Origin of the sequence: Streptomyces novaecaesareae, assembly GCF_000716875.1 — a bacterium.
Lineage (GTDB): Bacteria > Actinomycetota > Actinomycetes > Streptomycetales > Streptomycetaceae > Kitasatospora > Kitasatospora novaecaesareae.
Window position 1 is genome coordinate 78157 of record NZ_JNWQ01000035.1, and the last position, 22682, is coordinate 100838.

Here is a 22682-nt window from a genome sequence, read left to right on the forward strand (position 1 = left end):
AGACGGTTCCATAGAGTCTGTTAATGCAAGTTCCACACGGACGGTGATCGGTCGAACACCGATCGACAGTGAAGGGAGACGGCCATGAGCGTCGTGATCTCCGGGGGCGGACCGGCCGGAATGATGCTGGGCCTGGTACTGGCCCGCGCGGGCGTCGAGGTGACGGTGCTGGAGAAGCACGGGGACTTCCTGCGCGACTTCCGCGGCGACACGGTCCACGCGTCCACCGTGCGGCTGATGGACGAACTCGGCCTGGGCCGCGGGTTCGCCGCGCTGCCGCAGAGCAGGCTCGGCAACCTGGTGGTGACGGTGCCCGGCGTCGGCCCCGTCAAGCTGAGCTCCTTCGACCGGCTGCGCGCGCCGTACGACCACGTCGCGATGATCCCGCAGTGGGACCTGCTGAACTTCCTCGTCGCGCAGGCGCAGCGGGAGCCCACCTTCACGGTGCGGATGAACACCGAGGCGACCGGCCTGCTCCGGGAGCGCGGCCGGGTCGTCGGCGTGCGGTACCGCACCCGGGACGGCGAGGAGGGCGAGCTGCGCGCCGCGCTCACCGTCGCCGCCGACGGACGGCACTCCACCCTGCGCCGGGAGGCCGGGCTGGTGCCCGAGGAGTACCCGGTGCCCTTCGACACCTGGTGGTTCCGGCTCCCCCGGCACGCCCACGAGCGGGACGTGCCGCCCAACCTCGTCCCCGGCTTCGGGCGCGGCGACATGGCGCTGAGCCTGACCCGGGACGACTACTTCCAGATCGCCTACTTCCGCACCAAGGGCGCCGACCCGCAGCTGCGTGCCGAGGGCATCGAGCGCTTCCGCGAGCGGATCGCCCTGCTGCTGCCCCAGTACGCGGACCGGGTCGACCAGTTGGCGAGCCTGGACGACGTCCACCTGCTCGACGTCAGGCTCAACCGGCTGGACCGCTGGTACCAGGACGGCCTGCTGCTGATCGGCGACGCCGCCCACGCGATGTCCCCGGCCGGCGGGGTGGGCATCAACCTCGCCATCCAGGACGCCGTCGCCGCCGCCACCCTGCTCGCCGAACCACTGCGGCGCGGCCGCCCGACCGTCGCGGCCCTGGCCCGCGTCCAGCGCCGCCGGTGGCGGCCCACCGTGATCGTGCAACGCATGCAACGGGTCCTGCACGGCGTGATGTTCGAGCCCGTGCTCACCGGCCGCCGGGTCGGCCCGCCGACCCGCCTGGCGCTGCTCGCCCGGTACGTCCCCGGCTTCCGGCTGCTGCTCTCCCGCATGGTCGCCTTCGGCCCGCTCCCCGAGCACGCCCCGGCCTTCGCCCGGCGCGACGGCTGATCCCCGCCCGCACCGGTCCGCCGGAATCCCCCGGCCCGCCCGTTCGGACGGGCCGGCCGGCGGGAACGACCCACGGCATGACGATCCCTCACCGCTTGACCGGCACCGGCGACCACCACGTCCTGGTCCTGCACGACTGGTTCGGCACCAGCGCGGGCTGGGGCCCCTTCCTCGACTACCTCGACGGCCGCGCCTTCAGCTACGCCTTCCTCGACTACCGGGGCTACGGGCAGCGCAAGGACGTCACCGGCAGCTACACGCTCGCCGAGATCGCCGCCGACGCGCTCGCCCTCGCCGACCAACTCGGCTGGGACCGCTTCTCGGTGGTCGGCCACTCGATGGGCGGCAAGGCGGCCCAGCAGGTCCTCGCCGAGGCGCCGTTGCGGGTGCGCAAGCTGGTCGGCCTGGCTCCGGTGCCGGCCGGGGCCTACCCGCTCGACGAGGCCGGCGAGGCGCTGTTCTACGGCGCCGCCGAGGACCGGGAGAAGCGCCTCGCGATCCTCGACCTGGTCACCGGGCAACGGGCCGGCCGGGTCTGGCTCGACCGCATGGTCGACCAGTCGCTGCACCTCTCCACTCCCGAGGCCTTCGGCGGCTACGTCCGCGACTGGGCCACCGCGGACCTGGAACGCCGGATCAGCGGAAACCCCGTCCCGGTCAAGGTGATCGTCGGCGCGCACGACCTCGCCCTCACCGCCGACGTCATGCGCGGCACCTTCCTCGCCCACTACCCCAATGCCGAGCTGGAGGAGCTCGACGGCAGCGGCCACTACCCGATGTACGAGGCCCCGGTCGCCCTGGCGGCCTCTCTGGAGGGCTTCCTCCACAACTGAGGCCCCGGATCCGGTGCGCAGGAAGTCGGTCCGGCCGACTTCCCGCGCGCCGGGTGGGGCCGGCCGCCTCGCGAGTGGCCCTGCGGGACTCAGACCCCGAGGCCGCGGATGACCAGGTCCAGCAGGGCGAAGCAGAACAGCGAGATGCCCACGAACCCGTTGGTCTGGAAGAACGCCCGGTTGAGCCGCGACAGGTCGTTCGGCTTCACGATGGTGTGCTCGTAGACGAATGCGCCCGCGACGACCACGAGGCCGATCCAGAAGGCCACTCCGGCATCCGTCAGGAGCGCGAACCAGCCCAGCAGGAGCGTCGTCAGGACGTGGCAGACCCGCGCGCCCCGGATGGCGGCCGGGATGCCGAAGCGGGCGGGCACCGAGCGCACCTTGCCGTGGCGGTCGGACTCGACGTCCTGGCAGGCGTAGATGAGGTCGAAGCCGCCGATCCAGATGCCGACCGCGCCCCCGAGCACGGCGGCCTCCCAGGACCACGTGCCGGTCACCGCGAGCCAGGCGCCGACCGGGCCCATCGCCTGGGCCAGGCCGAGGATCGCCTGCGGGAAGTCCGTGAACCGCTTGCCGTACGGGTAGACGACCATCGGCACGACGGCCACCGGCGCGAGCGCCAGGCAGAGCGGGTTGAGCATCGCGGCCGCGCCGAGGAACACCACCAGCGCGACGGCGGAGCCGACATACGCGGTCTTCAACGACACGGCGCCGGTGACGAGTTCGCGCGAGGCCGTCCGCGGGTTGCGGGCGTCGATCTCGCGGTCGATGATCCGGTTCGCCGCCATCGCGAACGTGCGCAGGCCGACCATGCACACCGTGACGACGAACAACTCGCCCCAGTGCACCCGCTTGTCGGCGAGGAACATGGCCGTCAGCGCGGCGATGTACGCGAAGGGCAGGGCGAAGACCGAGTGCTCGATCATCACCAGGCGCAGGAAGGCCTTCGTACGGCCCGGGGTCTCAACTGCGGCCGTGCTCACAGTCCGTATTCCTTCCAGCGCCGCGAAACCAGCGCAGCCGTCGCCGGGTCGGACGACACCATCTCCGGCCAGCCGCCGTCCCGGGTGTAGCCCTCCTCGGGGAGCTTCCTCGTCGCGTCGATGCCGGCCTTGCCGCCCCAGAACTGCTGGTACGAGGCGTGGTCCAGGTGGTCCACCGGGCCCTCGACCACGGTGAGGTCCCGGCTGTAGTCGACGTTGCCGAAGGCCCGCCAGGCGACTTCCTGGTAGTCGTGCACGTCGCAGTCGGCGTCCACCACGATGATCAGCTTGGTCAGCGACATCATGTGGGCGCCCCAGATGGCGTGCATCGTCTTCTGGGCGTGCTTGGGGTACTTCTTGTCGATCGAGACGATCACGCAGTTGTGGAAGCCGCCGGCCTCGGGCAGGTCGTAGTCGACGATGTCCGGGATGATGATCTTCAGCAGCGGCAGGAAGAACCGCTCGGTGAACTTGCCCAGCGGGCCGTCCTCCGTCGGCGGGCGGCCGACCACGATGGACTGCAGGATCGGGCGGCGGCGCATCGTCACGCAGTCGATCGTGAGCGCCGGGAACGGCTCCTGCGGGGTGTAGAAGCCGGTGTGGTCGCCGAACGGGCCCTCGGGCAGCATCTCGCCGGGCTCCAGCCAGCCCTCCAGGACCACCTCGGCGTCGGCCGGGACCTGCAGCGGCACGGTCTTGCAGTCGACCATCCGCACCCGCTCCCCGGCGATGAAGCCGGCGAACAGGTACTCGTCGATGTCGCCGGGCAGCGGCGCGGTGGCCGCGTAGGTGACGGCCGGCGGGCAGCCGAAGGCGATCGCGACCGGGAGGCGTTCACCGCGCTTCGCCGCCACCGCGTAGTGGTTGCGGCTGTCCTTGTGGATCTGCCAGTGCATGCCGATGGTGCGGCGGTCGTGCCGCTGGAGCCGGTAGAGGCCCAGGTTGCGGATGCCGGTGTCCGGGTCCTTGGTGTGGGTCAGGCCCAGGTTGAAGAAGGAGCCGCCGTCCAGCGGCCAGGTGAAGAGGGCGGGCAGCTCGTCCAGGTTCACGTCCTCGCCGGTGAGCACGACCTCCTGGACCGGCGCGTCACCGGACTTCACGTGCCGGGGCGGGACGTGCGCCATCGAGGCGAGCTTGCCGAAGGCGTCGCGGAAGCCGGTGAAGCCCTGCGGCAGTTCGGGCTTGAGCAGGCCGGCGATCTTCTCGGAGACGTCGTCCGGGCCCTTGAGGCCGAGCGCCTTGGCCAGGCGCTGCTCGGTGCCGAAGACGTTCATCGCGAGCGGCATCGACGAGCCCTTGACGTTCTCGAAGAGCAGGGCGGGGCCCTTGGCCTTCTGGACGCGGTCGACGATCTCGCCGATCTCCAGGTGGGGGTCCACCTCCGCCTTGATGCGCTTGAGGTCGCCTTCACGGTCGAGGGCCCGGAGAAACGAGCGGAGATCGTCGTATGCCATGCCTGTCAGTATCCGCCACCCGATAGCCTGGCTTGCGTCAAGGGCCCCGGGAAGGCGCCCGCCACCGCCGCCCGTTTGGGGGGAGATCGCAGCCATGTTGCGGATTCTGCTGACCATCGTCCTTCCGCTCGCGCTCTGGGTCTGGGCGTTCGTCGACTGCCTGACCACGCCCGAGGACGAGGTGCGGCACCTGCCGAAGGTCGTCTGGGTGCTGATCGTGCTGCTCTTCCCGCCGCTGGGCCCGATCGCCTGGCTGATCGCCGGCAAGCAGCGCGGCTTCCTGCGGACCGCCACCGCCGACGGGTACCCGGCCGCCGACGGCCGCGCGGGCCGGCCCGGCCACCCGTCCGCCGGCGGGCGCCCGCTCGCGCCCGACGACAACCCGGAATTCCTCGCCTCGTTGAAGAAGGGCAACAACGAGCACGAGGACATGCTCAAGCAGTGGGAGGCCGATCTGCGCCGTCGGGAGCAGGAGCTGCGGGACCGGGACGAGCCCGAGGACGGCCGGAAAAGCTGATCACGGGGGTTCGCACGCTCCCTCCAACAGCCCACCCGGGCGGCCTCGGGTGGGCTGCGGCGTTTTTGGCGCTTCCCTACGACTGGACGCCCTCTCACCCGCATGGCCGCGGCCCGGACCCCCGGCCGGGGCGGACCGCGGGCGACGCCCCGGACGGCGAGCCCGCACGGCCGGACGACAGCTCTGACCTGCACTTTTCTTCACGTTCAGATCATCTGGCCATCATCTCGACGACAACCCCCAGTATTCGAACGAACACGGTGAGCTCCGGCTCCGAAGCGGCTGCTTCTGTACAGCCCTGACAGCTAAACGAACCCGACCTTGTACGGAATCGACGCCGAAACCAGCGCACGGCCCCTCGTACAGTCATAAGTGAAGAAAGTGATTCGCGGCCGGGGGCACAGCAGACGTTGGCTGTCGGACAGTTCCCTCACCCTTGGAGTGGTTCGAGATGACGGTTGTGCATGAGGCGCCGGTCGACGGCGAGGTCCCCGAGGTCCCGGCCGACGCCCGCGGGCGGGTCGCCGAGCTGCACGAGCTGCGCGAGAAGGTCCGCCGCGGCCCCAGCGACAAGGCGACCGAGGCCCAGCACGCCAAGGGCAAGCTGACCGCCCGCGAGCGCATCGAGCTGCTGCTGGACGAGGGCTCCTTCCGCGAGGTCGAGCCGCTGCGCCGGCACCGCGCTCAGGGCTTCGGCCTGGAGGCCAAGAAGCCGCACACCGACGGCGTCGTCGTCGGCTGGGGCACCGTCCACGGCCGCACCGTCTTCACCTACGCGCACGACTTCCGGATCTTCGGCGGCGCACTGGGCGAGGCCCACGCGCAGAAGATCCACAAGATCATGGACATGGCCATCGCGGCCGGCGCGCCGCTGGTCTCGCTGAACGACGGCGCCGGCGCCCGCATCCAGGAGGGCGTCACCGCCCTCGCCGGCTACGGCGGCATCTTCCAGCGCAACACCAAGGCCTCCGGCGTCATCCCGCAGATCTCGGTGATGCTCGGCCCGTGCGCCGGCGGCGCCGCGTACTCCCCCGCGCTGACCGACTTCGTCTTCATGGTCCGCGAGACCTCGCAGATGTTCATCACCGGCCCGGACGTCGTCCAGGCGGTGACCGGCGAGAAGATCACCCAGAACGGCCTCGGCGGCGCGGACGTGCACGCCGGCGTCTCCGGTGTCTCCCACTTCGTCTACGACGACGAGCAGTCCTGCATCGAGGAGGTCCGCTACCTCCTGTCGCTGCTGCCGCAGAACAACCGCGAGATGCCGCCGTCCGTGGTGTCGGAGGACCCGGTCGAGCGTCGCAACGACAGCCTGCTGGACCTGGTGCCCGCCGACGGCAACCGCCCGTACGACATGCGCAAGGTGATCGAGGAGATCGTCGACCACGGCGAGTACCTGGAGGTCCACGAGCGCTGGGCCACCAACGTGCTCTGCGTGCTGGCCCGCGTCGACGGCCACGTCACCGGCATCATCGCCAACCAGCCGCAGTCGCTGGCCGGCGTGCTGGACATCAACGCCAGCGAGAAGGCCGCACGCTTCGTCCAGATGTGCGACGCCTTCAACATCCCGCTGGTCACCCTGCTCGACGTCCCCGGCTTCCTGCCCGGCGTCGACCAGGAGCACGGCGGCATCATCCGCCACGGCGCCAAGCTGCTGTACGCGTACTGCAACGCCACCGTGCCGCGCATCTCGCTGATCCTGCGCAAGGCCTACGGCGGCGCCTACATCGTGATGGACTCCCGCTCCATCGGCGCCGACCTGTCCTACGCCTGGCCGACCAACGAGATCGCCGTGATGGGCGCCGAGGGCGCCGCCAACGTCATCTTCCGGCGCGAGATCAACGCCGCCGAGGACCCGGACGCCATGCGCGCCCAGAAGATCAAGGAATACAAGAGCGAGCTGATGCACCCGTACTACGCGGCCGAGCGCGGCCTCGTGGACGACGTCATCGACCCCGCCGAGACCCGCCAGGTGATCGCTTCCGCCCTGGCCATGCTCCGCACCAAGCACGCCGACCTGCCCAGCCGCAAGCACGGCAACCCGCCGATGTAGCAGCGCGGTCCACCGCAGCACGCCGCACCGGCCACCACCTCACACCACAGCCACCGGGGGAGAAACCAGGACATGACCGCTTCCGCCGAACCCCTCGTCCGCATCGTCCGCGGCAGCCTCACCGACGAGGAACTCGCCGCCCTGACCGCCGTCCTGATGGCGCGCGCCGCCGCCGCGCAGCAGGCCGCCGCCACCGCGCCGGTCGAGCCGATCGCCACCTGGCACCGCCTGGAGCGCCGCCCGGCGTACTTCTCGCCGGTCAGCTGGCAGCAGGCCGCCTGACGCACCGCGGCTTCCGCCGACGGCCGGTCACCCCGTTCGGGTGACCGGCCGTCGGGCGTTCCCGGCCTCGGGCGGGCCCGTCGCGGGCCGGACGCGTCCTGCCCACCCGGCCCACCCGTCCCGCCCGTCCGGTCGTCCCGTCCGGTCGTCCCCGGACGGCTCGGTAGGATGCCTACTGGACGGTATGCCTCCGCCACCCCGTCGGCCCCCATAGGATCGGCCGCTGCCGAGGTACCAGAACTTCCCAGGGAGGCTGCGATGGCCAAACAGGCCCGCGCGCTGGCGACCCGCCAGACGGTACTGCTCGCGGCGGCCGAGGTCTTCGACGAGCGGGGCTACGCCGCCGCCACGATGTCCGAGATCCTGGACCGCGCCGGCGTCACCAAGGGCGCGCTGTACTTCCACTTCCACTCCAAGCAGGAGCTGGCGCTCGCCGTCATCGAGGGGCAGGGCGCCTGGATCGCCGGCTGGGAGCCGGCCTCGGACAGCTGGGTGCAGAACCTGATCGACCTCGGGTACGCCTTCGCCCACGCGCTGCAGTCCGACCCGCTGGTGCGCGGCAGCATCCGGCTGACGATCGAGCACGGCAGCTTCACCCAGCCGCAGATCGCGGCCTACCAGGGCTGGATGGACCTGGTCCGCGGGCTGCTGGAGCAGGCCAGGGACGCCGGGGACCTCCACCCTGGCATCGACCTGGTCGCCGCCTCCGGGGTGATCACCGGGGCCGTCACCGGGATCCAGCTGAGCTCCCAGGTGCTGGCCGACCGGCAGGACCTGATCCAGCGGATGGCTGACCTGTGGACGCTGCTGCTGCCCGGCCTGGTCCAGCCGCACGCGCTCGCCCGGCTGAGCGTGGCCGAGCGCGCGGCCTCCTGAGGCACGGGGCCCTGGGGTTCGGACTCCCGGCGCCCGGGCTCCCGGCGCCAGGAGTCGGTCAGACCCGGTAGCCGGCCCTGCGGTCCGCCGCCACCAGGGCCGGCAGCGCGGCCGCCCAGACCCGGCGCACCGCCTCCGGCCGGGGCCGGTCGGCCTCCTCGCCCGCCAGCAGCACTTGCCCGGCCGCCACCGCGATGAGCAGCTCGGCGGTGGCCCGCCGGTCCACCCCGGGCAGCAGCTCGCCGGTCGCGGCCGCGCGGTCCAGCAGCCGGTGGACGACGCCGGCGAGGCCGCGCCAGGTGGCGTCGGGGCCGGGCGGGGAGCCCGGGGCGCCGTCCCGGCGCGGGCCCTGGTGGCCGAGCCGGACGCCGGCCCGCACCACCATGTCCTCGCGCAGCATCCGGGCCAGCTCGTGCGAGAGGTCGATCAGGCCCTGGAGGGCCGGACCGTCGGCGCGCAGGGCGCGCAGCGCGGCCGAGCCGACCTCCCGTCCGGCGGCGTGGCGCACGCCGTCGGCGAGGGCCTGCTTGGACACGAAGTGGAAGTAGAGCGCGCCCTTGCTGACCCCGGCACGGCGGCTGATGTCGACCAGGCTGGCGGCTTCGAAGCCCGCCCGCGCGAAGGTCTCCGCCGCGGCGAGCAGCACGGCCTGCCGGGTCCGCCCAGCCCGTTCCTGCTTGACCACTGGCCCCCTCCGGACTCGACCGGGCGCGATCCCCCGCCCCGCCCCGGCTGCTGTCGGCACGCCCCCGACCAGGAGCGGCGCTCGCATGCGGACGGCATCTACCGAAACCGCATGGTTGGTATCTAATCTAGCGCCTGTATCGCCCCCGCCGTCCAGGGGGGACGGCCCCCCGCCCAAGGTCTGCTGGTGCCTTGGGGGGCATCGCCCCAGTCCACGACAGGGGTAGCGTGATCGGGCCGGGCTGTGCGGCCGGGGCACCCCAGTCGCAGGACACAAACCGGGTGGTATGTATGTTTTGCTCGGGCGTCCATGGCGGCCGCTCGACCGACACCCTGGGAGCGGGGGCCAGTCATGCCATCGATCGTAGAGCCGGACCCGCACGGCCCGTACGCCCACCCCGGCCCCGAACCGGGCACCGGCGCCGGCACCGGCACCGGCTACGACTTCCACGACCGGACCGTCTCCCGGCACCTGGTGCACCGCGCCTCGGTCTCCGAGGTCTTCCTCACCGGCTGGCAGGCCACCGGCCCGTACGACTTCCTGCTCGGCGCCCAGTGGCCCCGGCTGCACGGCTTCTACCGGCTGCCCGGCGACCGCTACCACGACCCGGTGCTGATGGCCGAGACCGTCCGGCAGGCCGGGCTGCTGATCGGCCACGCCGGGTTCGGGGTGCCGCGCGGCCACCACTTCGTCATGGAGGACCTCTCCTACGCGCTCGCCGACCCCGGCCTGCCGGGCCTGGCCGTCAGCACGGGACCGGCCTCGCTGATGCTCGCCATCGACTGCGAGGACGTCCGGATGCGGCACGGCCGGCTGGGCTCGCTGCGGGTGCACGCCGACATCACCCGGGACGGCCGGCCGATCGGCCGCGGCTCGGGCCAGCTGCGGGTGGTCTCCCCCGCCTCGTACGACCGGCTGCGCGGCCCCGGCCGGCACGCCGTCGCCCCGCTGCGCCCGCCCGCCCCCACCGCGCCCGAACTCGTCGGCCGGGCGGAGCCCGCGGACGTGGTGCTCAGCCCGACCCTGCGGCCGGACACCTGGGTGCTGCGCGCCGACGCCGCGCACCCCGTGCTGTTCGACCACGAGCTGGACCACGTGCCCGGGATGCTGGTGCTGGAGGCCGCCCGGCAGGCCGCCCAGCGACTGCGCCACCCCGAGCCGGTCGTTCCGGTCGAGCTGGTGACCTCCTTCGACCACTACATAGAGCTGGACCGCCCCTGCTTCGTCCGGGCCGTCCCCGAACCGGGCGCGGACGGCCGCCGGCTGGCCGTCCGGGTCCAGCTGATCCAGGACGGGCGGACGGCCGCCGAGTGCCGGGTGCTCACCGAACCGCTGGACGGGCCGGTGGACGGGCCCGCCGAGGGCCCGACGGTGCCGGCCCGGCGGGACGCCCTGGACGGCTGCCCCGCCACGCCGGCCCTCGGCGGCACCCGGCTGCCGCTGGCCAGCTGAGCCGCTGCGCGGGCCGTCGGGCAGCGCCCCGGACCGTCAGGCGGCCACCAGCGCCGACGCCGGCCGCCGCCCGGCGTGCATCACGCTGAGGTTGGTCGCCAGTCTGACCGGGTCCTGGGCGAGCCAGAGCCGCAGCGCCGCTCCCAGGGCGGCGCAGGCCGACTCGATCCGGACATCGGTGATCTGCGCGATCCGGGCCGCGCCGGGCACCAGCAGGTCGGCCAGCGGGTTCGGCAGCCAGACCGTCAGGGCACACGGCGCGGGCATCGCGAGCGCCCCCAGCAGCCGGTAGGCGTCCCCCGGCGCGCTGAGCGTGGGAATGATGTCCAGCAGAGCGTCGGCCACCACCTCGGAGACGTCGCTCCGGTGTCCCTGGGCGAGCCGGCGGAGCAACATGCGCTCGGCGGCGGTGATTCGGACGGTCAGCATGACCTCGTCGCACTCCATTGCGCGATTTCCTCCTCGTTCCTCCCCGTACCGGCGCGGACGGCCGGCACGAACTACCCCTGTCGCACCTCGGCCCGGCCATCTCGTTCGGAAAGCCGGGCCGGTGGGTGATTGCGCCCCGGTCAGATCCCCGCGTACGAGTGCTTGCCGGTGACGAAGATGTTCACGCCGTAGTAGTTGAAGAGCCAGCAGGCGAAGGCCGCCAGCGCCAGGTAGGCGGCCTTGCGGCCCTTCCAGCCGGCCGTCGCGCGGGCGTGCAGGTAGCAGGCGTAGGCGACCCAGGTGATGAACGACCAGGTCTCCTTCGGGTCCCACTCCCAGTACTTGCCCCAGGCCGCCTCGGCCCAGATCGCGCCCGCGATGATGGTGAAGGTCCAGAGCGGGAAGACCAGGGCGTTGATCCGGTAGGACAGCTTGTCGAAGGTGGACGCGGCGGGCAGCCGGCGCCAGATCGAGGCCGAGGTGCCCAGCGGGCCGGTGGTCAGGCCGGCCGCCATCCGCTTGTCGAAGGAGTCCTTGCCCAGGTACAGCAGCGTGGCGATGAACGCCGCGTAGAAGGCACCGCCGCAGAAGATCGCGGTCGAGACGTGGATCGCCAGCCACGGCGAGTGCAGCGCCGGGACGAGCTGCTCGGAATCGGTGTACAGCACCGTGGTCGCGATGCCGAGGGTCAGCAGCCCCGCGAGGACGACCGGCAGGCCGAGCCAGCGGACGTTCTTCCTCGCCGCCAGCAGCACCAGGTAGGCGGCCGTCATGGCGAAGGCGAAGGCGCAGGAGAACTCGTACATGTTGCCCCACGGCCAGCGGGACACCGACAGACCGCGGGTGACGATGCCGCCGGCGTGCAGCAGGGCCCCGAGCACGGTGAGCGAGACCGCGATCCGGCCGGCCAGGTCGGCCTTCTCGTTGGTGCCGGCCGCGCCCGGGCCGTCCTCCTCGTCGGTGCCGCGCCCGCTGGTGACCACCGTCGCGCCCTCGCCCGCGATCGCGGTGCGGGTGAGCGTGGTGGTGCCGCCGCCCGCCCCCGCCACGGTGACGGTGACCTTCTTCCCGGTCTTCTTCCCGGCCGTGGCGACGGTCTCGGCCAGGCTGCCGGACTGCTCCTTCGAGCGGACGGCGACGGCGCCCTTGCTGCCGAAGGTCCACTCGATCATGTGGGCGAACATGGCGAGCGTGTAGACCACCATCGCCGAATAGATCAGCTTGTTGGAGAGGTCGGCCAGCTGTGGGTCGACCGCCGAGGCGAGTTGCACCGTCTACTCCTTGGAGTTCTGGTCGGCAGGGACTGCGGGGTCTGAGGCCTCGGCCTCGGGGTCGTCGGGTACTGCGTCGGGCGCGGCGGCGGCTTCCTCGCCGTCCGGAGCCCGGGTGTCGTCCTCGTCCTCGTCCTCGTCCTCGGAGGCGGGGGCGTCGTCCTGGAGGTCCACCGCGAGCTCGGCCAGCTCCTCGGCGATCTTCGCCGACTCGCTGCGGGCCAGGCCGGCCAGCTCCACCTGGGTGCCGCCGCCGGGCAGGGCGACCGCCCGCACCCAGATCCGGCGGCGCTGGATGAACAGCGAGCCGATCAGGCCGAGGATCGCCAGCACGGCGCCGGCCAGCGCGATCTCGTTGCCGGGGCGGTGCGAGACGTTGAAGCTGGCCCACTGCTTGTAGCCCTCGAAGGTGACGGAGCCGTAGCCGTCGGGGAGGGTCCAGCCCTGGCCGGGCTTGAGCCGGGCCTTGGCCGGCTGGCCGTCCTGGGTCAGCTGGGTGAGCTTGCGGGTGTTGAGCTGGTAGATGTTCTGCGGCAGGCCGGAGTCGGTGCCGAGGTCGCCCGCGAAGGCGTTCAGCACCAGCTCGGGGGCGGCGTCGCCGGGGAACAGCGAGATCGGGCCGGTGCCCTCGAAGCTCAGCGGCGCGGTCGGCAGGAAGAAGCCGGAGAAGCCCAGCTGGGTCTTGTTGCCGTCCGGGCCCAGGCCGTAGTCGGAGGCCTTCACGACGCCGGTGGAGGTCATGTTGCCGTCCTGCGGCAGGAAGGGGACGGCGCCCTTGAAGACGACGTCGCCGTTGCCGTTGCGGACGGTGATGACCGGGGCGTAGCCGTGGCCGATCAGGTAGACCTTGCTGCCGCCGATCTCCAGCGGGTGGTTGACCTCGATCGTCGACTTCTTCAGCTTCGACTCGTCGCTGCCCTGGTAGTACTCGACGTTCGCGGTGAACTGCCGGGCGGCGCCGATCTGGTCGCCCTTGGTCTGGAACTTCGAGGTGAAGCCGTCCAGCTTCAGGTAGAACGGGTCGAGGTCCTGGTTGCCGTAGAACCGGGTGCCGTTGAAGTCGTCGAGCTGGGTGATGGTGTTCGAGTAGCCCTCGCCCTCGACCATCAGCTTGCCGCCGGTGCCGGAGGCCAGGCTGGCCCAGGCGAAGCCGCCGAGCAGGGCGAACAGCGACAGGTGGAAGAGCAGGTTGCCGACCTCGCGCAGGTAGCCCTTCTCGGCGGCCACCGCGCCGCCGGACAGGTCGGCGCGGAAGCGGCGCCTGCGCAGCAGCCGGTGTGCGGCGGCGTTCACCGCGGCGGGGTCCGCCTCGGTGCGCCAGGCCGCGTACACCGGCATCCGGGTCAGGTTGCGCGGCGCGGCCGGCGGCTGGGCGCGCAGCACGCCGACGAACTGCCAGGTGCGCGGGACGATGCAGCCGGCCAGCGAGACGAACAGCAGGATGTAGATCGCGGAGAACCAGATCGAGCTGTAGACGTCGAACAGCTGGAGCTTCTCGTAGAGCGGCGCGACCGTGGTGTGCTGCGCCTTCCAGGCCTCGACCTTCAGCTGGCCCTGACCGTTCTGGTACTGCGGGATCAGCGAGCCGGGGATGGCGGCCAGCGAGAGCAGGAAGAGCAGGATCAGGGCGACCCGCATCGAGGTCAGCTGGCGCCACATCCAGCGCGCCCAGCCGAACGCCCCTATGCCGGTCGGGCCGTCGGACTCGACCGGCGCGGTGCTGAGCCGCTCGGCGGCGCTGTCGTCCGGCGCCGGCGGCTGCTCGGTCTCGGTCGTGGTGTTGCTCACGGTCAGATTCCGATCCGGAAGTCGGCGGTCCAGGACTGCAGTTGGCTCATCATGGAGTCCCAGGCCCCGGTGACGAGCAGCAGACCGACCGCGACGAGCATGCCGCCGCCGATCCGCATCACGAGCGGGTAGTGCTGCTTGACCCACCCGAAGGCGCCCAGCGCCCGGCGGAAGGCCACCGCGGCCAGGATGAACGGTACGCCGAGGCCCAGGCAGTAGAAGGTCGTCAGCAGCGCGCCACGCTGGGCGTCGGCCTGGTTGAGCGCCAGGTTCTGCACGGCGGTCAGGGTCGGCCCCATGCAGGGCGTCCAGCCGACGCCGAAGACCACCCCGAGCATCGGGGCGCCCAGCAGGCCGACGGCCGGGCGGCGGTGCGAGCGGACCTCGCGCATGCTCAGCCCGGGCACCAGGCCCATGAAGGCCAGGCCCATCAGCACGGTGAGCGAGCCCAGCACGATGTTGATGGTCCGCTTGTAGTCCTGCAGTTCCTGGCCGAAGTAGCCGAACAGCGCGCCGGTGGAGACGAACACCGCGGTGAAGCCGAGGATGAACAGGGCCACGCCGAGCAGCATCCGGCCGCGCCGGGTGCCGCGGGCGTCCGCGAGGTCGGCGGCGGAGAACCCGGTCACGTACGAGAGGTAGCCGGGGACCAGCGGCAGCACGCAGGGCGAGAAGAACGACGCCAGCCCCGCCAGCAGCGCGACCGGGGCGGCGACCAGCAGCGCACCGCTCTGCACGGTCGAGGTGGTGTCGGCCAGCTGGAGCCCGGCCGACTGCAGGGGCGGCAGGCTCACTGCTTCTGCTCCGCGACCACCGGCTGCAGGATCGACTCCAGCGCGTCCTCGGTGGTGCCGCCGACGGCGCGGGCGGCGAGCTTGCCGTCGCGGTCGACGATCAGCGTGGTCGGGATGGACTGCGGGTTGAGGCTGCCCTTGGCGAACTTGAGCAGCTGGGTCCCGGCCGGGTCGAAGATGCTCGGGAAGGTGACGCCCTGCTCCTGCTCGAAGCGGACGGCGTTGTTCTTCTCGGTGTCCCGGGTGTTGATGCCGAGGAACTGGACGCCCTGGTCCTTGTACTTCTCCGAGACGGCCTGCAGGCTCTTCGCCTCGGCCCGGCACGGCCCGCACCAGGAGCCCCAGACGTTGAGCACGACGACCTTGCCCCGGTAGTCGGAGAGCTTGGCCGGGGCGCCCTCCAGGGTCTCCCCGACGATGTCCGGCGCGTCCGCGCGCTTGCCGACGTCCGCCTTCGACAGGTTGGTGTTCTTGACCGTGACGAAGCCGACCTGGCCCTCGCCGCTGCCCGACGATCCCGAGGAGGAGCAGCCGGTGAGGGCGAGCGCAGCGGCGGCGGCGATGGCGGCAGCGGCTGCGGCGACACGGGGACGGGGGCGCGTCATGGCAGACATGTGAAAAGTTTCGCATGGAGTTCCGGGCAGGTTCGGGGGGGTCCTGCCTTGCGCGTCGCACCGCCTCTGACCTGCGACGAAATCGGGTCACCCGGCGCTCGCCGGGTGACCCGAAGTCATACTTACATACCGCTTACGCGCCGTGCGCGCGGGCGTGTGACGCCGCTCGCACGCCGCCTCGCGACACCGCTCGCACGCCCGTACCGGAGCTAGGCGCCGAAGCTCTTGCCCACCGGCTTGTCGCCCTTGCGGCCCTTGCCCACCAGGTGCGCGGGCAGCAGGTCGCGGGCCGGCTCGCGGTAGCCGACCGAGACGATCCGGTCGCCCTCGAAGGTGAAGCTGGTCAGCGAGGCCAGCGAGCACTGCCGGTTGCGCGGGTCGTGCCAGAGCCGGCGGCGCTCGACGAAGGAGCGGACGATCCAGATCGGCAGCTGGTGGCTGACGCAGACCGCCTCGTGCCCGCGCGCGGCGTCCCGGGCGGCGCCGAGCGCGCCCATCATCCGCACCACCTGGTCGAGGTACGGCTCGCCCCACGAGGGCTTGAACGGGTTGGTGAGGTACTTCCAGTACCCCGGGTTGCGCAGCGAGCCGTCGCCGACCCCGAAGGTCTTGCCCTCGAAGATGTTCTCCGCCTCGATCAGCCGCGCGTCCGCCGCGACGTCCAGGCCGTGCGCCTTGGCGATCGGCTCGGCGGTCTCCTGGGCCCGCTCCAGCGGCGAGGCCACCACGTGGGTGATGTCCCGGTCGGCCAGGTCCTCGGCCACCCGGTCGGCCATCCGCCGGCCCAGCTCGGACAGGTGGTAGCCCGGGAGGCGGCCGTACAGGATGCCCTCCGGGTTGTGCACCTCACCGTGGCGCATCACGTGGACGACGGTGATCTCTTTGGCGCTCACTTCTCAACTGCTCCTGGGGCTCGGAATTGACTAGGCCGTGGCGGCGGCAGCGGCGCGCGCGGCGGCCGGCAGGGCGGCGGCGATCCGCTCGATCGCCCGCTCGTCGTGGGACGCCGAGACGAACCAGGACTCGAAGGCGGACGGCGGCAGGTAGACGCCCTCGGCCAGCATCGCGTGGAAGAAGGCGGTGAAACGGTACGCCTCCTGGGTCTTCGCCTCGTCGTAGTTGGTGACGGCGGCCTCGGTGAAGAACACCGAGAACATGTTCCCGGCGGTCTGCAGCCGGTGCGCCACGCCCTCCTTGGTCAGCGCCTCGGAGACCAGGCCGGACACCTCGGCGGCGACCCGGTCCACCGTCGCGTACACCTCGTCGGTGCAGCCGCGCAGCTGGGCCAGACCGGCCGCGGTGGCGATCGGGTTCCCGGACAGGGTGCCCGCCTGGTAGACCGGGCCGGCCGGGGCCAGGTGCGCCATCACGTCGGCGCGGCCGCCGAAGGCCGCGGCCGGGAAGCCGCCGCCCATGACCTTGCCGAAGGTCAGCAGGTCGGGCGCCCAGCCCTCGTGCGCCGCCTCCAGGCCGTACCAGCCGGCCTTGGAGACGCGGAAGCCGGTCATCACCTCGTCGGAGATGAACAGCGCGCCGTTCTCCCGGCAGAGCCGGGCCAGGCCCCCGTTGAAGCCGGGCAGCGGCGGGACGACGCCCATGTTGCCGGGCGAGGCCTCGGTGATCACGCAGGCGATCTCGCCCGGGTGGGCCGCGAAGGCCCGCTCGACGGCGGCCAGGTCGTTGTACGGCAGCACGATGGTGTCGCCGGCCTGGGCGCCGGTGACACCGGGGGTGTCCGGCAGGCCGAAGGTGGCCACCCCGGAACCGGCGGCGGCCAGCAGCGCGTCCACGTGACCGTGGTAGCACCCGGCGAACTTCACCACCTTCGCGCGGCCGGTGAAGCCGCGGGCCAGCCGGATCGCGGACATGGTGGCCTCGGTGCCGGAGGAGACCAGGCGGACCTGCTCGACCGGGGCGACCCGGGCGACGATCTCCTCGGCCAGCTCGACCTCGCCCTGGCCGGGCGTACCGAAGGAGGTGCCGAGGGTGACGGCCTGCTGGACGGCGTCGATCACCGCGGGGTGCGCGTGGCCGAGGATCATCGGGCCCCACGAGCACACCAGGTCGACGTACTCGCGGCCGTCGGCGTCGGTGAGGTAGGGGCCAGTGCCGGACACCATGAAGCGCGGCGTGCCGCCGACCGCGCGGAAGGCGCGCACCGGCGAGTTGACGCCGCCGGGCGTCACCACGGAGGCGCGATCGAACAGCGACTGGGACTGGGGGGCTTCGTAGGGGTAGCTCACGGGAGACATGGTCTCAAATCGTGTCCTTGAGCTCTGCATGTCGGACCCGATCATCTGGAACGATGATCCGGGCACCGTTGTCTGTACGGTTGTCCCGACAGACGGGGCCGCTGACTGCTCCGCGGGGCGGACACGTCAGACTGGGCACGCAGGGTGCGCGAGCGCTCCGGTTGTGTGCAGGGGTGTGGAGAGGACTGCCGCGTACCGCGAGTGGGTACGGCGGCGCATGACGGGTAAGGAGCACGTCCGGTGGGACGCCTGGCGTGCGGGGGTCTGTCGATTCCGGCGAATTCCGGTGAGGATGGTCCGAGTGTCCGAGGCGCAGGACGGCTACGACGAGGCTGCGGGGGGCTCCCGCAGGCCCGCCGAGGCCGCACGCGGGGGTACGGGAGCGGGTACGGGTCGTGGTCGTCGCGGTGGTGAGAGGCGGGGTGAGGGACGCGTGGGGGTGACTTACAAGTACTTCGGAGCCCCGGACCGTGCCACCGCCGCCAGAGTCCCCACCGCGCTCGGCCCGGGCGGGCTCGGCCTGGACGCCGGGGAACTCGGCTCGCTGGGGCGGCTCGGCGACCTGATGGAGACCAGCGGTTCCCCCACCGGCCACCTCTCCACCAAGATCAAGCCGGAGACCATGAGCGCCATGGTCCTCACCGGCATCCAGGGCGTCCCGCTGCACCAGGTGCCGCCACTGGAACTCGTCGTACTGCACCCGGACTACGCCGTGGTCCAGCTCCCCCACAACGTCGTCGAACCGCTCCGCAAGGCCGACGAGACCGAGCTCGGCGCCGCCGCCTTCATCTGGTCGACCGTGCCGGACCGGCGCGGCCCGCGGGACGCCTTCGTGATCTACAGCATGCTGCACGAGTGGCAGGACTTCGCCAACCGGCTGCACGAGGCCGGCCACCAGCTGTACTGCCTGGTCTGGCCGTAGAGCTCGACACGCCACCCCGGACGCCGCCGAACGCGGGCCGGGGTGAGATGAGTTGACACTCCGTCAATCCTTGACGGGCGGTCGGAGCACGGCGGCGGCGAGCACCAGGGCCACCGCCAGCAGGCCCGCGGCCACCGCGAAGGCGAGCCGGAAGCCCGCCGTGAGCGCCTCGGCGGCGGGGTGCCCGGCCGCGGCCAGTGCCGCGGTACGGCCGCCCGCGAGAGTGGTGAGGACGGCGACCCCTAGCGCGCCGCCGACCTGCTGGGTGGTGTTGAACAGGCCCGAGGCGGTGCCCGCGTCCTCCGGGCCCGCGCCCGACATACCGAGGACGGCGAGCGTGGACAGCACCAGGCCGCCGCCGGAGATGAGCAGCATCGTCGGCAGCAGGTGGACGACGTAGTCGGCGTCGGACGGCAGCCGGACCAGCAGGCCGAGCGCGGCGAGCAGCAGGGCGAGGCCCGCGAGCAGCACGGCACGCTCGCCGAACCGGGCGCTCAACCGGGCGGAGAGCACCAGCGACACCGCGCCGATGGCGACCGCCGCCGGCAGCATCGCCAGGCCGGTGGCGGCCGCGCCGTAGCCGAGGACCTGCTGCATGTAGAGCGCGACGATGATCTGGAAGCCGAACATCCCGGCGATGGTCAGGACCTGCACCAGGTTGGCGCCGGAGACGGTGCGCGAGCGGAACATCCGCAGCGGGAGCAGGGGTTGGGCGGCCCGGGCCTGGCGGAGCAGGAAGCCGGCCAGCAGGGCGAGCGAGAGCGCGCCGAGGCCGAGGGTGCGGGCGGAGGCCCAGCCGTGCCCGGCGGCGCCGACGATGGTGTAGATGCCGAGCATCAGGGCGGCGGTGATCAGCGCGGCGCCGAGGGCGTCGGCGCCGGCCCTCAGGCCGGGGCCGCGGTCGGCCTCCAGCACCCGGACGGCGAGCAGGGCGGCGGTGAGGCCGAGCGGCAGGTTGATCAGGAAGATCCAGTGCCAGTCGAGGGCCTCGGTGAGCACCCCGCCGAGGACCTGGCCGATCGAGGCGCCGGCCGCGCCGACGAAGCTGAACGCGCCGATCGCGCGGCCGCGTTCGCGCGGCTCGGGGAAGAGCGTGACGATCATGCCGAGGCTGACCGAGGAGGCCATCGCGCCGCCAATGCCCTGCAGGAAGCGGGCGGCGATCAGCATCCCCTGCCCGGTGGCGAGGGCGCAGAGCAGGGAGGCGGCGGTGAAGAGGGCGAGCCCGGCGACGAACACCCGCTTGCGGCCGATCAGGTCGCCGAGCCGGCCGGCGAGCAGGAGCAGGCCGCCGAAGGCGATCAGGTACGCGTTGACCGTCCAGGTGAGGTCGGCGGGCGAGAAGTGCAGGTCGTCCTGGATCGCGGGCAGTGCCACGGTGACGATCGAGCCGTCCAGGATGATCATCAGCATGCCCGCGCAGAGCACCGCGAGGGCGAGGGTGCGGGAGCGGGCGGGGGCCGTGGGAGCCGTGCGGGGCGCGGCCGGGGCGTGCGTGGTCATGGCGGTTCTCCCGGTTCGTTGGGTACCGGGTAGGAACGCTATCAGATTGTTTTGTTCGGGACTATCTACTTCGGGAGCAGCTTCGGCTACCCGCGGGACCGCCGGGCCCGGCGTACGGTGCGTTCGCTCTCCACCGGCTCCGCGAGGTGGTCCTCCACCAGGTGGGTCAGGGCCGAGACGAAGACCGCGCGCTCGGGCTGCGGCAGCGACTCCAGCAGCTCGCGGTGCACTCGGTCGGCGATCGCGGTGCCCTGCACCACGGCCTGCTCGCCCGCCTCGGTGACCGAGATGATCCGGGCCCGGCGGTCGGTCGCGGACGGGCGGCGCTCGGCCAGGCCCGCCTTCTCCAGCTCGTCGACGGTGACCACCATGGTGGTCTTGTCGAGGTCGGCCAGCTCGGCCAGCTGGATCTGGGTGCGCTCGGCCTCCTGCGCGTGGAACAGCACGCAGTACGCGCGCGGGGTGATCCCGAGCTCGGTGAAGGCAGCCGCCATCCGGGTCGCCAGCACGTGGCTCGCATGGTCCAGCAGCCCGGAGATGTCGCGGATCTGGCGCACGGGCGGGGTCGTCGTCATACGTCCGAGGTTAGCAACGGCCCGTCTGCTGCCGGATGATCCCGTTGCCAACCAACGCCGGGTCTACGGGATGCCCAACTCGAACAGCGCATAGCCCGCGTACCAGCCCGCCGCGATCGCGGGCATCGCGAACAGCCCGACCAGCGAGGAGGTCCGCACCCGGCGCAGCGCGAACGCCAGGCCGATGCAGAGCGGGAAGGCCGGCAGCAGGTAGCGCGAGATGTTGCCGAAGATCTGGTTGCTGCTCAACGCGGTGATGATGGTCAGCGCGGTGTAGACCCACAGGACCAGCGGCGGCCGGGTACGCCGGAGCAGCACCAGCAGGCCGGGCAGGGCGATCAGCAGGGCGATGGCGATCAGGTCCGGGACGGGGTTGGACTGCCAGAAGTCCCAGTGGCCGGTGATCACGTCCATGATCGTGCGCAGGGTGGAGGCGCCGCCGTCGAAGTAGCGGTTCCAGGCGCCGCGCTGGAGCTTGAAGTAGCCGCCCCAGTCGCCCATCTTCCAGCCGACCCAGGCGACGTAGCCGATCAGGCCCCAGGGGGTGATCAGCATCGCGGTCAGCGGGCGGGCCACCCCGTCGGTGCGGCGCACCAGCGCGACCAGCGCGGCGATCGAGACGGCCGCGATCAGCGCGGCGGCCGTCGGCCGGTTGAGGCCCGCCACCAGCGCCAGCAGGCCGGCCGCGACCCAGCGGCGGGTCATCACGCAGTAGCAGGCCCAGGCGGACAGCGCGACGAACAGCGAGTCCGAGTAGACCGCCCACTCCACGCCGGAGCCCGGGAACAGGCCCCAGATCACCGCGGCGGTCACACCCGCCCGGAAACCGCCCAGCCGCTCGGCGATCGCGAAGATCCCGGCCGCCGCGACCAGCGAGGCGAGCACCGAGACCACGATCCCGGACCCGTACGAGCCGAGCCCGGTGACCGCGCCGACCAGCCGCATCAGCCACGGGTAGAGCGGGAAGAAGGCGGCCGAGTTCTCGTAGTAGGTGGCCAGCGGCCAGCCGTGCAGCGGGATCAGCTGCGGGTCGTAGCCGTTCTCGGCGATCCGCTGGTACCAGACGCCGTCCCAGGTGCCCAGCACGTCCCACGCGTGGGTGCCGCCGCCGCGGCCGACCTGCTTCTTCAGGTAGTCCCCGGTGTGCTCCAGGAGCAGCAGGAAGACGGTCAGGCCGATCGCCTTGACCACCGCGTACGCGCCCAGCGCAGGCGCGAAGCGGTCCACCAGTGCCCCGAACCGCCCGGGCGCCCGGCCCGCCCGTTCCTCGGACCGCTCCGCGGGCGGCGCGGCGGGAACTCCGGGCTCGGTGCTGGACGACTCGGTGCTCGATGCCGTGCTCATGCTCTGGGTACTCCCCGCCCCGCTCGTGGTCCGCGCGGCTCCGGCGCAACGATGTTCCCGTGAGCCTACGGCACGCCCCCTGCACCCCCGCCGACCCCCGCCCGGCGGGGAAATCCGCTGGCGCTGCGGCCGGGGCGCCCGCGACGATTCCGGGCATGCCGAACACCCCGTCGACACGCCGGATCCGGGCCGCCCACACGGCCGACACGATCACCGTCTACCAGGCCTTCCCACCCGAGATCGCCGAGCCCGCGGCGGCCGAGGGGCGGTTCCCGGAGGCGTTCAAGCGCGACCGGATGACCTGGATCAAGCCCTCGTTCCTCTGGATGATGCACCGCAGTGACTGGGGACGGAGCCCCGGGCAGGAGCGGGTGCTGGCGCTGGAGATCAGCCGGGAGGGCTTCGACTGGGCGCTGGAGCGGGCGGTGCTGAGCGCGTACACCGGCCGGGTGCACGAGTCGCAGGCGGCGTGGAAGCGGGAGCTGCGGCAGAGCCCGGTACGGGTGCAGTGGGACCCGGAGCGCGATCTGCACCTGCGGCCGCTGGACCGGCGGGCGATCCAGGTCGGGCTGCGCGGCGAGGCGGTGCGCCGGTACGCGGACGAGTGGATCCGGCGGATCTCGGACGTCACCGGGCTGGCCGAGCGGGTACGGCTGGAGCGGGATGCGGGGCTGCTGCCGGCGGAGACGCCGTACCCGGTGAGCGCGGCCGTCGCCGCCCGGGTGGGGGCGGCGACGGGCTGAG

At 72.2% G+C, this 22682-nt stretch carries 22 protein-coding genes; 9 read left to right on the plus strand and 13 right to left on the minus strand.

All coding sequences use genetic code 11. From position 1 onward, the window contains the following. Nucleotides 1-84 precede the first annotated feature (84 nt). The gene (locus OP86_RS15690) at nt 85-1308 is read left to right on the plus strand and encodes an FAD-dependent oxidoreductase (protein ID WP_030055714.1); all 1224 of its coding nucleotides are present in this window, start codon (nt 85-87) and stop codon (nt 1306-1308) included. A 77-nt stretch (nt 1309-1385) separates the two neighbouring features. After that, complete coding sequence (locus tag OP86_RS15695) at nt 1386-2141, plus strand: alpha/beta fold hydrolase (RefSeq protein WP_030055713.1); 756 nt, start codon at nt 1386-1388, stop codon at nt 2139-2141. Nucleotides 2142-2230: 89 nt separating this feature from the next. Here OP86_RS15695 and mqnP read toward each other — a convergent pair whose 3' ends face one another. Further along, on the minus strand, nt 2231-3136 hold the full coding sequence (gene mqnP / locus OP86_RS15700; RefSeq protein WP_030259152.1) for a menaquinone biosynthesis prenyltransferase MqnP: 906 nt from the start codon (nt 3134-3136) through the stop codon (nt 2231-2233). After that, nucleotides 3124-4581, minus strand: a complete 1458-nt coding sequence (locus OP86_RS15705; protein ID WP_030055710.1) for a menaquinone biosynthesis decarboxylase — start codon at nt 4579-4581, stop codon at nt 3124-3126. The genes mqnP and OP86_RS15705 overlap by 13 nt, the downstream gene beginning before the upstream one ends. A gap of 94 nt (nt 4582-4675) precedes the next feature. Between OP86_RS15705 and OP86_RS15710 the strand changes: the two genes are divergently transcribed. From OP86_RS15710 to OP86_RS37455, 4 genes are all read left to right on the plus strand, one after another. Then, nucleotides 4676-5098: a PLD nuclease N-terminal domain-containing protein gene (locus OP86_RS15710; RefSeq protein WP_030055709.1), complete on the plus strand. Its 423-nt coding sequence runs from the start codon at nt 4676-4678 to the stop codon at nt 5096-5098. 451 nt (nt 5099-5549) lie between these two features. Beyond that, nucleotides 5550-7151, plus strand: coding sequence for an acyl-CoA carboxylase subunit beta (locus OP86_RS15715; protein WP_030055708.1), 1602 nt, complete (start codon nt 5550-5552; stop codon nt 7149-7151). A 72-nt stretch (nt 7152-7223) separates the two neighbouring features. Beyond that, complete coding sequence (locus OP86_RS15720) at nt 7224-7433, plus strand: acyl-CoA carboxylase subunit epsilon (RefSeq protein WP_030055707.1); 210 nt, start codon at nt 7224-7226, stop codon at nt 7431-7433. A 258-nt stretch (nt 7434-7691) separates the two neighbouring features. Then, entirely contained in the window at nt 7692-8309 is a 618-nt protein-coding gene (locus OP86_RS37455; RefSeq protein ID WP_030055706.1) for a ScbR family autoregulator-binding transcription factor, read from the plus strand. A gap of 58 nt (nt 8310-8367) precedes the next feature. Here the strand turns inward: OP86_RS37455 and OP86_RS15730 are convergent, their stop codons facing one another. Next, nucleotides 8368-8994, minus strand: coding sequence for a ScbR family autoregulator-binding transcription factor (locus tag OP86_RS15730; protein WP_051830125.1), 627 nt, complete (start codon nt 8992-8994; stop codon nt 8368-8370). Nucleotides 8995-9345: 351 nt separating this feature from the next. On the opposite strand from OP86_RS15730, the gene OP86_RS15735 reads away from it, so the two are divergent. Continuing rightward, complete coding sequence (locus OP86_RS15735; RefSeq protein ID WP_051830126.1) at nt 9346-10446, plus strand: ScbA/BarX family gamma-butyrolactone biosynthesis protein; 1101 nt, start codon at nt 9346-9348, stop codon at nt 10444-10446. A gap of 36 nt (nt 10447-10482) precedes the next feature. On the opposite strand, the gene OP86_RS15740 is transcribed toward OP86_RS15735, so the two are convergent. The 7 genes from OP86_RS15740 to hemL form a co-directional block, all read right to left on the minus strand. After that, nucleotides 10483-10893, minus strand: a complete 411-nt coding sequence (locus OP86_RS15740; protein WP_030055703.1) for a hypothetical protein — start codon at nt 10891-10893, stop codon at nt 10483-10485. A 122-nt stretch (nt 10894-11015) separates the two neighbouring features. Continuing rightward, nucleotides 11016-12146, minus strand: a complete 1131-nt coding sequence (gene ccsB, locus OP86_RS15745; protein WP_030055702.1) for a c-type cytochrome biogenesis protein CcsB — start codon at nt 12144-12146, stop codon at nt 11016-11018. A gap of 3 nt (nt 12147-12149) precedes the next feature. Next, nucleotides 12150-13934, minus strand: a complete 1785-nt coding sequence (resB, locus tag OP86_RS15750; RefSeq protein WP_030055701.1) for a cytochrome c biogenesis protein ResB — start codon at nt 13932-13934, stop codon at nt 12150-12152. A gap of 2 nt (nt 13935-13936) precedes the next feature. Continuing rightward, on the minus strand, nt 13937-14728 hold the full coding sequence (locus OP86_RS15755) for a cytochrome c biogenesis CcdA family protein (protein ID WP_078589108.1): 792 nt from the start codon (nt 14726-14728) through the stop codon (nt 13937-13939). Then, nucleotides 14725-15342, minus strand: coding sequence for a TlpA family protein disulfide reductase (locus OP86_RS15760; RefSeq protein WP_106973429.1), 618 nt, complete (start codon nt 15340-15342; stop codon nt 14725-14727). The genes OP86_RS15755 and OP86_RS15760 overlap by 4 nt, the downstream gene beginning before the upstream one ends. A 209-nt stretch (nt 15343-15551) precedes the next feature. Then, nucleotides 15552-16202 (minus strand): histidine phosphatase family protein, encoded by a 651-nt coding sequence (locus OP86_RS15765; protein WP_078589118.1) that lies wholly within the window; start codon nt 16200-16202, stop codon nt 15552-15554. 63 nt (nt 16203-16265) lie between these two features. Further along, entirely contained in the window at nt 16266-17594 is a 1329-nt protein-coding gene (gene hemL / locus OP86_RS15770; RefSeq protein WP_030055697.1) for a glutamate-1-semialdehyde 2,1-aminomutase, read from the minus strand. 439 nt (nt 17595-18033) lie between these two features. Between hemL and OP86_RS15775 the strand changes: the two genes are divergently transcribed. After that, complete coding sequence (locus OP86_RS15775; RefSeq protein WP_078589103.1) at nt 18034-18516, plus strand: hypothetical protein; 483 nt, start codon at nt 18034-18036, stop codon at nt 18514-18516. A gap of 63 nt (nt 18517-18579) precedes the next feature. Here the strand turns inward: OP86_RS15775 and OP86_RS15780 are convergent, their stop codons facing one another. The 3 genes from OP86_RS15780 to OP86_RS15790 all read right to left on the minus strand — a co-directional run bounded on the left by OP86_RS15780 (nt 18580) and on the right by OP86_RS15790 (nt 21938). Then, nucleotides 18580-20019, minus strand: a complete 1440-nt coding sequence (locus OP86_RS15780; protein WP_030055695.1) for an MFS transporter — start codon at nt 20017-20019, stop codon at nt 18580-18582. 86 nt (nt 20020-20105) lie between these two features. Then, on the minus strand, nt 20106-20594 hold the full coding sequence (locus OP86_RS15785) for a MarR family winged helix-turn-helix transcriptional regulator (protein WP_030055694.1): 489 nt from the start codon (nt 20592-20594) through the stop codon (nt 20106-20108). Between the two features lie 63 nt (nt 20595-20657). Further along, nucleotides 20658-21938 (minus strand): glycosyltransferase family 39 protein, encoded by a 1281-nt coding sequence (locus tag OP86_RS15790; RefSeq protein WP_030259141.1) that lies wholly within the window; start codon nt 21936-21938, stop codon nt 20658-20660. Nucleotides 21939-22093: 155 nt separating this feature from the next. Here OP86_RS15790 and OP86_RS15795 point away from each other — a divergent pair, with 155 nt between their 5' ends. Beyond that, complete coding sequence (locus OP86_RS15795) at nt 22094-22681, plus strand: DUF4291 domain-containing protein (RefSeq protein WP_030055693.1); 588 nt, start codon at nt 22094-22096, stop codon at nt 22679-22681. Nucleotide 22682 lies beyond the last annotated feature (1 nt).

Coding starts and splice junctions, on each gene's coding strand:
- OP86_RS15690 (WP_030055714.1), top strand. CDS start 85: ATGAGCGTCGTGATCTCCGGGGGCGGACCGGCCGGAATGATGCTGGGC.
- OP86_RS15695 (WP_030055713.1), top strand. CDS start 1,386: ATGACGATCCCTCACCGCTTGACCGGCACCGGCGACCACCACGTCCTG.
- OP86_RS15705 (WP_030055710.1), bottom strand. CDS start 4,581: ATGGCATACGACGATCTCCGCTCGTTTCTCCGGGCCCTCGACCGTGAA.
- OP86_RS15710 (WP_030055709.1), top strand. CDS start 4,676: ATGTTGCGGATTCTGCTGACCATCGTCCTTCCGCTCGCGCTCTGGGTC.
- OP86_RS15715 (WP_030055708.1), top strand. CDS start 5,550: ATGACGGTTGTGCATGAGGCGCCGGTCGACGGCGAGGTCCCCGAGGTC.
- OP86_RS15720 (WP_030055707.1), top strand. CDS start 7,224: ATGACCGCTTCCGCCGAACCCCTCGTCCGCATCGTCCGCGGCAGCCTC.
- OP86_RS37455 (WP_030055706.1), top strand. CDS start 7,692: ATGGCCAAACAGGCCCGCGCGCTGGCGACCCGCCAGACGGTACTGCTC.
- OP86_RS15735 (WP_051830126.1), top strand. CDS start 9,346: ATGCCATCGATCGTAGAGCCGGACCCGCACGGCCCGTACGCCCACCCC.
- OP86_RS15740 (WP_030055703.1), bottom strand. CDS start 10,893: ATGGAGTGCGACGAGGTCATGCTGACCGTCCGAATCACCGCCGCCGAG.
- OP86_RS15760 (WP_106973429.1), bottom strand. CDS start 15,342: ATGTCTGCCATGACGCGCCCCCGTCCCCGTGTCGCCGCAGCCGCTGCC.
- OP86_RS15765 (WP_078589118.1), bottom strand. CDS start 16,202: ATGCGCCACGGTGAGGTGCACAACCCGGAGGGCATCCTGTACGGCCGC.
- hemL (WP_030055697.1), bottom strand. CDS start 17,594: ATGTCTCCCGTGAGCTACCCCTACGAAGCCCCCCAGTCCCAGTCGCTG.
- OP86_RS15780 (WP_030055695.1), bottom strand. CDS start 20,019: ATGACCACGCACGCCCCGGCCGCGCCCCGCACGGCTCCCACGGCCCCC.
- OP86_RS15785 (WP_030055694.1), bottom strand. CDS start 20,594: ATGACGACGACCCCGCCCGTGCGCCAGATCCGCGACATCTCCGGGCTG.
- OP86_RS15790 (WP_030259141.1), bottom strand. CDS start 21,938: ATGAGCACGGCATCGAGCACCGAGTCGTCCAGCACCGAGCCCGGAGTT.
- OP86_RS15795 (WP_030055693.1), top strand. CDS start 22,094: ATGCCGAACACCCCGTCGACACGCCGGATCCGGGCCGCCCACACGGCC.